Below are 11,674 nucleotides of genomic sequence, written 5' to 3' on the forward strand. Positions count from 1 at the left end.
ATTATCGCTTTCCTCAGGTAAATTTATAATCATTTATCTATTTGAAATTAATGAATTTTAATAGATTACGTTTCTTTACTTTGGTGTAACCGATTACACAGCCGTGACTGATATCACGTTTTTTTGCGATAGACTCCCCTACCCTAAGCATCGACAGAATCAATAACTCAACTGGAGGGCGTTATGCCTGACAACAAAAAACAAGGGCGCTCGAACAAAACGATGACGTTCTTTGTCTGTTTCCTCGCCGCGCTGGCAGGCCTGCTTTTCGGCCTTGATATCGGTGTTATTGCGGGTGCCTTACCCTTTATTGCCAACGAGTTCCAGATTAGCGCTCACACTCAGGAGTGGGTGGTGAGCTCCATGATGTTCGGCGCTGCGGTCGGCGCCGTCGGCAGCGGCTGGCTCTCCTTCCGTCTCGGGCGGAAAAAGAGCCTGATGATCGGCGCGATCCTGTTCGTCGCCGGTTCACTGTTCTCCGCTGCCGCCCCGAACGTTGAAGTGCTGCTCGTCTCCCGCGTGCTGCTCGGCCTGGCCGTTGGCGTCGCCTCGTACACTGCCCCGCTGTACCTGTCGGAAATTGCGCCAGAAAAAATCCGCGGCAGTATGATCTCCATGTACCAGCTGATGATCACCATCGGGATCCTCGGCGCCTATCTGTCGGACACCGCCTTCAGCTACAGCGGCGCATGGCGCTGGATGCTGGGCGTGATTATCATCCCGGCGATTCTGCTGCTGATTGGCGTTATCTTTCTGCCGGACAGCCCGCGCTGGTTTGCAGCCAAACGCCGCTTTGTTGATGCGGAACGCGTGCTGATGCGCCTGCGTGATACCAGCGCCGAAGCCAAACGCGAGCTGGATGAAATCCGTGAAAGCCTGAAGATCAAGCAGTCTGGCTGGGAGCTGTTTAAAGAGAACAGCAACTTCCGCCGTGCCGTATTCCTCGGCATCCTGCTGCAGGTGATGCAACAGTTCACCGGGATGAACGTCATCATGTATTACGCGCCGAAGATTTTTGAACTAGCGGGTTATACCAACACCACCGAACAGATGTGGGGGACCGTCATCGTCGGTCTGACCAACGTGCTGGCGACCTTCATCGCTATCGGCCTGGTTGACCGTTGGGGCCGTAAACCGACGCTAATCCTCGGCTTTATCGTCATGGCCGCCGGTATGGGCGTGCTGGGCGCCATGATGCACATGGGTATTCACTCAGCCGCCGCCCAGTACTTCGCTGTGCTGATGCTGCTGATGTTTATCGTTGGCTTCGCCATGAGCGCCGGCCCGCTGATCTGGGTCCTGTGCTCCGAAATTCAGCCGCTCAAAGGCCGCGATTTCGGCATCACCTGCTCTACGGCAACCAACTGGATTGCCAATATGATCGTCGGCGCCACCTTCCTGACCATGCTTAACTCGCTGGGCAGCGCGAACACCTTCTGGGTCTACGGCGGTCTGAACGTCCTGTTCATTCTGCTGACGCTGTGGCTTATCCCGGAAACCAAAAACGTTTCGCTGGAGCACATCGAACGTAACCTGATGAAAGGCCGCCCGCTGCGCGAAATCGGCGCTCGCGACTGACCGTTAACGCTTCCTCCCCCGGCGGGAGGAAGCGTCTGCCTCTTGCTCTCCCCTTCACGGCGCACTATCCTCTGGCGCTATGAAAACGCCCCGAATTCCCATCGCCATTCAGCAGGCCGTTATGCGCAGCCTGCGGGAAAAGCTCGCCCAGGCAAACCTCAAGCTTGGCCGTCAGTACCCGGAACCAAGCCTGGTCTATCAGCAGCGCGGCACCTCTGCCGGTACCGCCTGGCTGGAAAAAAACGAAATTCGCCTCAACCCGGTACTGCTGCTGGAAAACCAGCAGGCCTTTATCGATGAGGTCGTCCCGCATGAACTGGCGCATCTGCTGGTCTGGAAACACTTCGGCCGCGTGGCGCCGCACGGCAAAGAGTGGAAATGGATGATGGAAAGCGTGCTCGGTGTCGCCGCCCGCCGCACCCATCGTTTTGAACTCGACTCCGTTCGCCAGAACACCTTCCCCTACCGCTGCCAGTGCCAGCAACATCAGCTTACCGTCCGTCGCCACAACCGCGTGGTTCGGGGAGAAGCCACCTACCGCTGCATTCGCTGCGGCGATCTGCTGGTCGCTGAAGAGTAAATATCGGCTACAACTGGAAATTTTCTGATCTGACTGATTGCATCTGACAATCGCATTCGCTACGTTGCGGGCTCGTTTTGACACGGAGTTCACGATGTCCCGTATTTATGTTTTTGCCGCGGCGTTTCTGACTGCCGCCTGTAGCGGCCAGGTCGCGGCCGAAGGAATCAACAGTTTCTCCCAGGCGAAAGCCGCCGGGGTTAAGGTCAATGCCGATGTCCCCGGCGATTTCTACTGCGGCTGTAAAATTGACTGGCAGGGGAAAAAAGGGGTTATCGATCTGGAGTCCTGCGGTTATAAAGTGCGTAAAAATGAAAACCGCGCCAGTCGGGTCGAGTGGGAGCACGTCGTTCCGGCCTGGCAGTTTGGCCACCAGCGCCAGTGCTGGCAGGACGGCGGGCGGAAGAACTGCGCCAAAGATCCGGTCTATCGCAAGATGGAAAGCGATATGCACAACCTGCAGCCGGCCGTGGGCGAAGTTAACGGCGACCGTGCCAACTTTATGTATAGCCAGTGGAACGGCGGCGAAGGCCAGTACGGCCAATGCGCCATGAAGGTCGATTTTAAGGATAAGGTTGCCGAGCCGCCCGCCCGCGCCCGCGGTTCTATCGCCCGTACCTACTTCTATATGCGCGATACTTATCAGCTGACCCTCTCCCGCCAGCAAACCCAGCTTTTTACTGCCTGGGATAAGATGTATCCGGTCACCTCCTGGGAGTGCGAACGCGACGAGCGCATCGCTAAAGTACAGGGCAACCACAATCCGTACGTCCAGCAAGCTTGCCAGGCGCAAAAGAGCTAACCTACACTAGCGGCAATTGTTAATTTGCAGGCGCCGCTTCCCCGCCAGGGAAAACGGCACCTGCGCGAAGAACGGAATACCCAGCATGCGCATCCCTCGCATCCACCACCCGGAACTTGTTACCGTGGGCAGTCAAATCGCCCTCTCTGACGATGCCGCCAATCACGTTGGCCGCGTATTACGTATGGGCAAAGGCCAGGCAATCCAGCTTTTTGACGGCAGTAATCAGGTTTTCGAGGCGGTGATCGCCGAAGCCGGAAAGAAAAACGTGTTAGTTGACGTGATTGGCAGCGAAACAGACGATCGCGAATCCCCTCTGCATATTCACCTGGGCCAGGTGATGTCGCGCGGCGAAAAGATGGAATTCACCATCCAGAAATCGATTGAACTTGGTGTAAGCCTCATAACGCCACTGTTTTCCGAGCGCTGCGGCGTTAAACTGGATGCCGAACGTTTGCAGAAAAAGATCCAGCAGTGGCAAAAAATCGCCATCGCTGCCTGCGAGCAGAGCGGCCGCAACGTGGTGCCGGAGATTCGCCCGGCGATGCAGCTGGAGGCCTGGTGCGCTGAGCAGGATAATGGCCTGAAGCTCAATCTGCACCCGCGCGCCAGCGCCAGTATCAACACGCTGCCGTTGCCGGTTGAACGCGTTCGTTTGCTGATTGGCCCGGAAGGCGGCCTGTCAGCGGAAGAGATAGCGATGACCGCTCGCTACCAGTTTACTGATATTCTGTTGGGACCGCGCGTTCTGCGTACAGAGACAACTGCGCTCACTGCCATTACCGCGCTGCAGGTGCGTTTTGGCGACTTAGGTTGAAGCGTTAACGGAGAATAACAATGATCAAGCTCGGCATCGTGATGGACCCCATCGCAACCATCAACATCAAGAAAGACACCAGCTTCGCTATGTTGCTGGAAGCGCAGCGTCGCGGCTATGAACTCCATTATATGGAGATGAACGACCTGTACTTAATCAACGGGGAAGCCCGCGCCCGCACGCGCAAGCTCAGCGTGGAGCAGAATTACGATAAGTGGTATGAGTTTACCGCTGAGCAGGATCTGCCGCTGGCGGATCTCGACGTCATTCTGATGCGTAAAGATCCGCCGTTCGATACCGAGTTTATTTACGCGACCTATATTCTTGAACGTGCTGAAGATAAAGGCACGCTGATCGTCAATAAGCCGCAGAGCCTGCGCGACTGTAACGAGAAGCTGTTTACCGCCTGGTTTGCCGACCTGACTCCGGAAACGCTGGTGACCCGCAATAAGGCCCAGCTGAAAGCCTTCTGGGAAAAACACGGCGACATTATTCTGAAACCGCTGGACGGCATGGGCGGTACCTCTATTTTTCGCGTGAAAGAGGGCGATCCGAACCTGCCGGTAATTGCGGAAACCCTGACCGAGCTGGGCAGCCGTTACTGCATGGCGCAGAACTACCTGCCGGCCATTAAAGATGGCGATAAGCGCGTGCTGGTTGTCGACGGTGAGCCGGTGCCTTATTGCCTGGCGCGTATCCCACAGGGTGGCGAAACCCGCGGTAATCTTGCTGCCGGTGGCCGCGGCGAAGCCCGTCCGCTGAGCGATAGCGACTGGGCCATTGCGCGCCGCGTCGGGCCAACGCTGAAAGCCAAAGGGCTGATCTTTGTCGGTCTGGATATCATCGGCGATCGTCTGACGGAAATTAACGTCACCAGCCCAACCTGCGTGCGTGAAATTGAAGCCGCGTTCCCGATCTCCATCACCGGTATGCTGATGGATGCTATCGAGAAGCGCCTCGGAAAATAGGATCTCTCAGGCTAACAGCCCCGTATTGTTAGTCTGCAAGATCTACTGATGCAACGAAAGATTTCGGGCTACAGGCAGGCGATGACGCAGCGAGTGCCCGGGAGCATAGTCCACTCTGTGACCGGGTTGAGCGAGGAAATCAACGCCCCTGTCGCCTGAAAGATACGCCGCGAGATTCAACGAAAGATTTCGGGCTACAGGCAGGCGATGACGCAGCGAGTACCCGGGAGCATAGTCCACTATGTGACCGGGTTGAGCGAGGAAATCAACGCCCCTGTCGCCTGAAAGATAAAGTTGAATCGACAGGTCCTTGCTTTACCCGCATACTGGGTGCTGCTTTTTGAACCAGGAACAGAACCTCTGACAATGAATTTACAGCATCACTTTCTGATTGCCATGCCTGCTCTTCAGGATCCGATATTCCGCCGCTCCGTGGTCTATATCTGCGAATACAACGACGATGGCGCCATGGGCATTATCATCAATAAGCCGCTGGAAAACTTGCAGATTGACGGAATTCTGGAAAAGTTAAACATTGTCGCTGAACCGCGCAATCCGGAGATTCGTCTGGATAAGCCGGTGATGCTCGGCGGGCCGCTGGCGGAAGATCGCGGTTTTATTCTGCACTCACCGCCTTCTGATTTTTCCTCCAGCATTCGCATCTCCGATAACACGGTGATCACCACTTCCCGCGACGTACTCGAAACGCTCGGCACGGACAAGCAGCCGGCTAACGTCCTGGTCGCGCTGGGCTATTCCTCCTGGGAAAAGGGTCAGCTGGAGCAGGAAATCCTTGATAACGCCTGGCTGACGGCCCCGGCGGATCAGAATATTTTGTTTAAAACGCCTATTGCCGATCGTTGGCGCGAGGCGGCGAAACTGATCGGTATCGACATTGTGACGATGCCCGGCATAGCGGGGCATGCATAATGAGCGGAACGCTGCTGGGTTTTGATTTCGGAACCAAAAGTATCGGCGTTGCGGTCGGTCAACGCATCACCGGTACCGCACGCCCGCTTCCTGCGCTGAAGGCACAGGATGGTAAACCGGACTGGAACGTTATCGAAAAACTGCTTAAAGAGTGGCAACCAGAGGCGGTCATCGTCGGCCTGCCGCTGAATATGGACGGAACTGAGCAACCGCTCACCGCGCGCGCACGTAACTTCGCCAATAAAATTCACGGCCGCTTTGGGGTGAAAATCACTCTGCACGACGAGCGTTTGAGCACGGTAGAAGCTCGTGCCGGGCTATTTGAGCACGGTGGATTCCGCGCCCTGAACAAAGGCAGCATTGATTCTGCCTCCGCGGTGATTATTCTGGAAAGCTACTTCGAGCAGGGCTTCTGATCCCGAAGCCATAATGATGGCGCCCTCTTCTGCAAAGTGGCGCCATTGTTCTTTCGCCTGTCTTAATGCCTAGTGGCGTAAATGTTCATTCGCCCAGCTGACTGCCTGGGTGCGGTTTTTTACGCTCAGCTTACGGAAAACATTGTACAGATGTGTACGTACCGTGTTTTCACTGATAAACAGCGCGCGAGCAATATCCATGTTGGTTGCGCCGCAGCGTAATTCATTGAGAATTTCACATTCACGCTCGGTGAGCGGCGAACTCTCCGCCGGGATCGATGTATGGTCCGCGGCATACATCGCCGGGTGCATCACGCTCAATTCAGCCGTCTGTTCGCCATTAAGTACGGCCTTAACACCCTCAATTAAGCGCGATTCATCATCGTCATGGCGGAAAACGCCATACAGCGCAGGCCACTGCGCCATTTCATAAAGCTCATATTTTTGGGCGCTGTTGATAATCAGCAGCCGCGGATTTTCCGCATAAGATTGAATAACATCTCGCCATACCCCGTTGAGCTTTTTATTCGATACGGCGATATCGAATAATATTACCGATTCTTTCGGCAGATGCTGAGTTAGCGGTTTGTTAATATTATGAAGTGTCACCATAACCGACAATGTATCGGTCAGGTAAGTGGCAAACGCCTTACTCTGAATTGACGGGTGAGTAATAAAAACAACCTGACGAGAAAAAGATAAATTATCTGAAAAATTAATCACTTAAAACTCTCCTTAGCAAACACCCACCATCATGGTGGTTAAATGAATTAAACCTAAAATTACAAAAAATTAATAAATTTACATTTTAAAACACTATTTCACAGGAAACATCCTATTTCCATGAACAGCATAAGTCGAACATGCGAAAAGTGTCAAAAGATAATCTTATTTTTTTCTTTGTTCTGCGAGTAAAATGCCATTCGCTATTTCACTGAGGTCGTTAATTTGACGTAGTCATTTATGACTGAATTATATTCAGCCATAATAACCACAAACATTAATAAAACATTACGATAACAACACACTGGCATGACAACTGAATATTAAAACAGCGCTTATAACAGGCCCGCTGCCACACGTTGTTGAAAACTTTGCGTAAAAGTCAGCATTCCGGCTTGTTGACCGGTTTGCATAATCCCCGGCAATTGATGAGTTTTCCCCTCGCGGATCAAATTCGCTACCGCTGGGGTATTCACCAAAAGCTCATATAGCGCAACTCTTCCCTCTGACGCTGTCGGCAATAATTTTTGTGCCAGCACCGCACATAAACTTCCCGCTAGCTGGCTGCGTATTTGTTCTTTTTCCTGCGCGGGGAAGACATCCACCAGACGCTCAATCGCCTGTGCCGCACCTCGGGTATGCAGCGTGGCCATCACCAGATGTCCGGTCTCCGCGGCGGTCAGCGCCAGGCGGATCGTTTCGTTGTCGCGCAGCTCACCCAACAGAATCACATCGGGATCCTGGCGCAGCGCCCCCTTCAGCGCCGAGGAAAAAGAGGGGCAGTCACGTCCGATTTCACGTTGTTGAATCAGGCATCGCTCGCTGTGATGGACAAACTCCACCGGATCTTCCAGCGTCAGAATATGCCCTTCACGCTGCTGGTTGAGATGGTTGACCATCGCCGCGAGGGTGGTCGACTTACCGCTGCCGGTGGCGCCGGTCACCAGAATCAAACCGCTTTCTTCATTCAGCAGTTCCGTCAGCGCCGCCGGTACACGCAGCGCCTCAATCCGGGGGCAGCTTTCCGGCAACAGACGTAGCGCTAATGAAATACCCCGGGCGTGAGAAAATGCGCTGGCGCGAAGGCGCGGGACGCCGACGGGGGCTAAAGCAAAATCCACCTGTCCGTTGGCCCGCCAGTGCGCGCGCTGTTTCTCATCGAGCCACCTGTCAAGCCATTTCACAATATCCGGCGTGTGAAATGGCGCCGGCTCAAGCTTTCCCTGCCGACGCCAGCGCGCTGCCGAGGTATTGCACAGGTGTAGATCGGAGACATTATGCTTTACACTAAGGGCCACGATTTCTTCCAGCTCCATAACACATCCTCGGAATATGAACGATATTGCGCATAACCTGGCACAGGTCCGGGACAAAATCTCAGACGCTGCCGCACGCTGCGGCCGCGCTCCAGAAGAAATTACATTGCTTGCAGTGAGTAAAACTAAACCTGCGAGTGCCATTGAAGAAGCGATAGCCGCAGGCCAGGTGGCCTTTGGCGAAAACTACGTCCAGGAAGGGGTGGAAAAAATCCGCTACTTCCAGGAAGCAGGCGCCTCTTCGCTGCAGTGGCACTTTATCGGGCCGCTGCAGTCCAACAAAAGTCGTCTGGTGGCGGAACACTTTGACTGGTGCCACACCGTCGATCGTCTGAAAATCGCCACGCGGCTTAGCGAGCAGCGCCCTTCGCACCTTCCGCCGCTTAATGTCTTGATTCAAATAAACATTAGTGACGAACAGAGCAAGTCGGGCATTCTGCTTGATGCGCTGGATGGACTGGCAGCGGAGATTGCCGCCCTGCCCAACCTGCGTCTACGCGGGTTAATGGCAATTCCGGCACCTGAGTCAGAATATGTAAGGCAGTTTGCCGTGGCCCAACAAATGGCGGTAGCATTTGCGCGATTGAAAACGCAATACCCTACGGTCGATACGTTGTCTTTGGGCATGTCGGATGATATGGAAGCCGCAATCGCGGCGGGAAGCACGATGGTGCGCATCGGTACCGCAATTTTCGGTGCGCGCGACTACAGCAAAAATTAAGGAATCTGAGGAACGCCATGAAGACGTTGACTTTCCTGCTGGCAACGGTCATTGAACTCTACACCATGATCATGTTGCTACGCGTCTGGATGCAGTGGGCACGCTGCGATTTTTACAACCCGTTTTCGCAGTTTGTCGTTAAGGTCACCCAGCCTGTCGTCGGGCCGCTGCGACGCATTATCCCGGCCATGGGCCCCATCGACAGCTCCTCGCTGCTGATCGCCTTTATTCTCTGCGTTGTGAAAGCCATCGTGCTGTTTATGGTGGTCACCTTCCAGCCAATTATCTGGATCTCCGCGCTGCTGATTCTGATTAAGACCGTCGGCCTGCTGATATTCTGGGTACTGCTACTGATGGCGATCATGAGCTGGGTAAGCCAGGGCCGTAGTCCGGTGGAGTTCGTTCTGATGCAGCTGGCCGACCCGCTGCTGCGCCCTATCCGCAAAATGCTGCCGTCAATGGGCGGTATCGACTTTTCGCCGATGGTGCTGGTGCTGCTGCTGTACGTGGTCAATATGGGCATCGCCGAACTGCTGCAGGCGACGGGTAACGTTCTGCTTCCGGGGCTGTGGATGGCGCTATGAGTGCCGTCGAAGCCTGCGCTGACGGGCTGGTGTTGCGGCTGTATATTCAGCCCAAGGCCAGCCGTGATAGCATCGTTGGTTTACATGGCGACGAACTGAAAGTCGCCATTACCGCTCCCCCCGTAGATGGCCAGGCTAACGCCCATCTGGTTAAATTCCTCGCCAAACAGTTTCGTGTCGCGAAAAGCCAGGTTCTGCTTGAAAAAGGGGAGCTTGGTCGCCACAAACAGATAAAAATCATCAACCCGCAACAGATCCCGACTGCGGTCGCGGCACTGACAAAATAGACAGGATTAATGATGCAAAAAGTTGTTCTCGCCACCGGTAACGCCGGGAAGGTTCGCGAGCTGGCCTCGCTGCTGGAAGATTTTGGACTGGATATCGTTGCTCAAACCGAGCTGGGCGTGGATTCCGCCGAGGAAACCGGACTGACCTTTATCGAAAATGCGATTCTGAAAGCCCGCCATGCCGCACAGATAACCGGCTTACCGGCGATTGCCGACGATTCCGGTATTGCGGTAGACGCGCTGGGCGGCGCGCCGGGAATCTATTCAGCGCGTTACTCCGGAGAAGACGCTACCGACCAGCAGAACCTGGAAAAACTGCTCGCTGCCCTGAAGGACGTCCCGGACGACCAGCGTCAGGCACAATTCCACTGCGTGCTGGTCTATCTGCGACATGCGGCCGACCCGACGCCGGTTGTTTGTCACGGCAGCTGGCCTGGGGTCATTACCCGGCAGGCGGCGGGCAGCGGTGGCTTCGGCTATGACCCGATCTTCTTTGTTCCGACCGAGGGCAAGACCGCGGCGGAACTCAGCCGTGAAGAAAAAAGCGCGATTTCCCATCGCGGGCGCGCGTTGAAACTGTTACTGGAAGCGTTACGTAATGGCTAATTTGCCGCCTCTGAGCCTGTATATTCATATCCCATGGTGTGTGCAGAAATGTCCGTACTGCGACTTCAACTCGCATGCGCTAAAGGGCGAGGTGCCGCACGATGATTATGTGCAGCATCTGCTGACCGACCTGCGGGCTGATGCAGCCTATGCCCAGGGACGTGAAATCGGCACGATTTTCATTGGCGGGGGGACGCCGAGCCTGCTCTCCGGGCCGGCCATGCAAACTCTGCTCGACGGCGTGCGCGACTGCCTGCCGCTGGCCGCGGGTGCGGAGATCACCATGGAAGCCAACCCAGGCACCGTGGAAGCCGATCGCTTCGTGGAGTACCAGCGTGCAGGCGTGAACCGCATCTCCATCGGCGTGCAAAGCTTTAGCGAACCTAAACTGCAGCGCCTGGGCCGTATTCACGGCCCCGCAGAGGCGAAACGGGCGGCGCACCTGGCCAGCGGTCTCGGGCTACGCAGCTTCAATCTTGACCTGATGCACGGCCTGCCGGATCAGTCGCTGGAAGAGGCGCTGGACGATCTGCGTCAGGCCATCGACCTTAATCCGCCGCATCTCTCCTGGTATCAACTGACCATTGAGCCAAATACCCTGTTTGGCTCCCGTCCGCCGGTACTGCCGGATGACGACGCCCTGTGGGATATCTTTGAGCAGGGACATCGTCTGCTCACGGCGGCAGGTTATCAGCAGTATGAGACCTCGGCCTATGCCAAACCGGGTTATCAGTGTCAGCACAACCTGAACTACTGGCGCTTTGGCGACTACCTTGGCATCGGCTGCGGCGCGCACGGGAAAATCACCTTCCCGGACGGGCGCATTCTGCGTACGGCAAAAACGCGCCATCCGCGGGGCTACATGGAAGGCCGCTACCTCGAACGCCAGCATGACGTGGCAGCCGCCGACAAACCCTTCGAGTTCTTTATGAACCGCTTCCGTCTGCTGGAGGCGGCACCGCGCAGTGAATTCTGCCGCTATACCGGTCTGGAAGAACGCGTGATCCGGCCGCAAATTGATGCCGCCATCGCCCAGGGCTACCTGGCTGAAGATGAGCACTGCTGGCAGATAACCGAGCACGGTAAGCTGTTTTTAAACTCGCTGCTGGAGCTGTTTCTCAGCGAAGAGTAATCCCCCCGGGCGGTCCTTGACCGCCCGTTGTTGTTCTTTTCTCCCTCACTTCTCCGTCCGTTTTTTGTTCCCGAGCCGGTCAAATTACCCGATCACTTTTTATGCAATTCTTTGCAGCCAATCACAAATCCGCATCGACTTTTTTCCATTTCTTGACTCCGTTTTAGTGCGGTGGTAATCCTGCTTCATCGGTTGAGCAAATGTAAAACCGAAG

Annotated in this window: 14 protein-coding genes; 12 read left to right on the top strand and 2 right to left on the bottom strand. The window is 55.3% G+C overall.

What is annotated here, in order from left to right; genetic code table 11:
* The first annotated feature begins 183 nt into the window (after positions 1 to 183).
* The 7 genes from ROR01S_RS05910 to ruvX all read left to right on the top strand — a co-directional run bounded on the left by ROR01S_RS05910 (position 184) and on the right by ruvX (position 6,091).
* A complete protein-coding gene (locus ROR01S_RS05910) occupies positions 184 to 1,578 on the top strand; it encodes a sugar porter family MFS transporter (protein ID WP_004867478.1) in 1,395 nt (464 codons plus the stop codon).
* A 79-nt stretch (positions 1,579 to 1,657) separates the two neighbouring features.
* On the top strand, positions 1,658 to 2,158 hold the full coding sequence (locus tag ROR01S_RS05915; protein WP_015585754.1) for a SprT family zinc-dependent metalloprotease: 501 nt from the start codon (positions 1,658 to 1,660) through the stop codon (positions 2,156 to 2,158).
* 94 nt (positions 2,159 to 2,252) lie between these two features.
* Entirely contained in the window at positions 2,253 to 2,960 is a 708-nt protein-coding gene (gene endA, locus ROR01S_RS05920; RefSeq protein ID WP_004867482.1) for a deoxyribonuclease I, read from the top strand.
* 85 nt (positions 2,961 to 3,045) lie between these two features.
* Positions 3,046 to 3,777, top strand: a complete 732-nt coding sequence (gene rsmE, locus ROR01S_RS05925; RefSeq protein WP_064359200.1) for a 16S rRNA (uracil(1498)-N(3))-methyltransferase — start codon at positions 3,046 to 3,048, stop codon at positions 3,775 to 3,777.
* A gap of 20 nt (positions 3,778 to 3,797) precedes the next feature.
* Positions 3,798 to 4,745, top strand: a complete 948-nt coding sequence (gene gshB / locus ROR01S_RS05930; protein ID WP_004867487.1) for a glutathione synthase — start codon at positions 3,798 to 3,800, stop codon at positions 4,743 to 4,745.
* 366 nt (positions 4,746 to 5,111) lie between these two features.
* Entirely contained in the window at positions 5,112 to 5,675 is a 564-nt protein-coding gene (locus ROR01S_RS05935; protein WP_015585751.1) for a YqgE/AlgH family protein, read from the top strand.
* Positions 5,675 to 6,091 carry a Holliday junction resolvase RuvX gene (ruvX, locus tag ROR01S_RS05940; protein ID WP_004867490.1) on the top strand — a complete coding sequence of 139 codons (417 nt, stop codon included), beginning with the start codon at positions 5,675 to 5,677 and terminating at the stop codon, positions 6,089 to 6,091. The genes ROR01S_RS05935 and ruvX overlap by 1 nt, the downstream gene beginning before the upstream one ends.
* A gap of 69 nt (positions 6,092 to 6,160) precedes the next feature.
* Here the strand turns inward: ruvX and ROR01S_RS05945 are convergent, their stop codons facing one another.
* Positions 6,161 to 6,814, bottom strand: coding sequence for a LuxR C-terminal-related transcriptional regulator (locus ROR01S_RS05945; RefSeq protein WP_015585750.1), 654 nt, complete (start codon positions 6,812 to 6,814; stop codon positions 6,161 to 6,163).
* A 335-nt stretch (positions 6,815 to 7,149) separates the two neighbouring features.
* Complete coding sequence (locus tag ROR01S_RS05950) at positions 7,150 to 8,130, bottom strand: type IV pilus twitching motility protein PilT (RefSeq protein ID WP_048023397.1); 981 nt, start codon at positions 8,128 to 8,130, stop codon at positions 7,150 to 7,152.
* A 16-nt stretch (positions 8,131 to 8,146) separates the two neighbouring features.
* On the opposite strand from ROR01S_RS05950, the gene ROR01S_RS05955 reads away from it, so the two are divergent.
* The 5 genes from ROR01S_RS05955 to hemW are packed head-to-tail and all read left to right on the top strand — an operon-like array spanning position 8,147 to position 11,460.
* Positions 8,147 to 8,851 (top strand): YggS family pyridoxal phosphate-dependent enzyme, encoded by a 705-nt coding sequence (locus tag ROR01S_RS05955; protein ID WP_015585748.1) that lies wholly within the window; start codon positions 8,147 to 8,149, stop codon positions 8,849 to 8,851.
* Positions 8,852 to 8,868: 17 nt separating this feature from the next.
* On the top strand, positions 8,869 to 9,435 hold the full coding sequence (locus ROR01S_RS05960; RefSeq protein WP_015585747.1) for a YggT family protein: 567 nt from the start codon (positions 8,869 to 8,871) through the stop codon (positions 9,433 to 9,435).
* Positions 9,432 to 9,722, top strand: coding sequence for a DUF167 family protein YggU (yggU, locus tag ROR01S_RS05965; RefSeq protein ID WP_032690761.1), 291 nt, complete (start codon positions 9,432 to 9,434; stop codon positions 9,720 to 9,722). Before ROR01S_RS05960 ends, yggU begins: the two co-directional genes overlap by 4 nt.
* Before the next feature lie 12 nt (positions 9,723 to 9,734).
* Complete coding sequence (locus tag ROR01S_RS05970; protein ID WP_048023395.1) at positions 9,735 to 10,328, top strand: XTP/dITP diphosphatase; 594 nt, start codon at positions 9,735 to 9,737, stop codon at positions 10,326 to 10,328.
* Positions 10,321 to 11,460: a radical SAM family heme chaperone HemW gene (gene hemW / locus ROR01S_RS05975; RefSeq protein ID WP_015585745.1), complete on the top strand. Its 1,140-nt coding sequence runs from the start codon at positions 10,321 to 10,323 to the stop codon at positions 11,458 to 11,460. The genes ROR01S_RS05970 and hemW overlap by 8 nt, the downstream gene beginning before the upstream one ends.
* The last annotated feature ends 214 nt before the right edge of the window (positions 11,461 to 11,674 follow it).

Origin of the sequence: Klebsiella ornithinolytica NBRC 105727 = ATCC 31898, from assembly GCF_001598295.1 — a bacterium.
Classification (GTDB): domain Bacteria; phylum Pseudomonadota; class Gammaproteobacteria; order Enterobacterales; family Enterobacteriaceae; genus Klebsiella; species Klebsiella ornithinolytica.

Bases quoted from the DNA above. Each gene is read 5' to 3' on its own strand.
- hemW (WP_015585745.1), top strand. From the start codon at position 10,321: ATGGCTAATTTGCCGCCTCTGAGCCTGTATATTCATATCCCATGGTGT.
- gshB (WP_004867487.1), top strand. From the start codon at position 3,798: ATGATCAAGCTCGGCATCGTGATGGACCCCATCGCAACCATCAACATC.
- ruvX (WP_004867490.1), top strand. From the start codon at position 5,675: ATGAGCGGAACGCTGCTGGGTTTTGATTTCGGAACCAAAAGTATCGGC.
- ROR01S_RS05950 (WP_048023397.1), bottom strand. From the start codon at position 8,130: ATGGAGCTGGAAGAAATCGTGGCCCTTAGTGTAAAGCATAATGTCTCC.
- ROR01S_RS05910 (WP_004867478.1), top strand. From the start codon at position 184: ATGCCTGACAACAAAAAACAAGGGCGCTCGAACAAAACGATGACGTTC.
- ROR01S_RS05915 (WP_015585754.1), top strand. From the start codon at position 1,658: ATGAAAACGCCCCGAATTCCCATCGCCATTCAGCAGGCCGTTATGCGC.
- yggU (WP_032690761.1), top strand. From the start codon at position 9,432: ATGAGTGCCGTCGAAGCCTGCGCTGACGGGCTGGTGTTGCGGCTGTAT.
- ROR01S_RS05935 (WP_015585751.1), top strand. From the start codon at position 5,112: ATGAATTTACAGCATCACTTTCTGATTGCCATGCCTGCTCTTCAGGAT.
- rsmE (WP_064359200.1), top strand. From the start codon at position 3,046: ATGCGCATCCCTCGCATCCACCACCCGGAACTTGTTACCGTGGGCAGT.
- ROR01S_RS05970 (WP_048023395.1), top strand. From the start codon at position 9,735: ATGCAAAAAGTTGTTCTCGCCACCGGTAACGCCGGGAAGGTTCGCGAG.
- endA (WP_004867482.1), top strand. From the start codon at position 2,253: ATGTCCCGTATTTATGTTTTTGCCGCGGCGTTTCTGACTGCCGCCTGT.
- ROR01S_RS05955 (WP_015585748.1), top strand. From the start codon at position 8,147: ATGAACGATATTGCGCATAACCTGGCACAGGTCCGGGACAAAATCTCA.
- ROR01S_RS05960 (WP_015585747.1), top strand. From the start codon at position 8,869: ATGAAGACGTTGACTTTCCTGCTGGCAACGGTCATTGAACTCTACACC.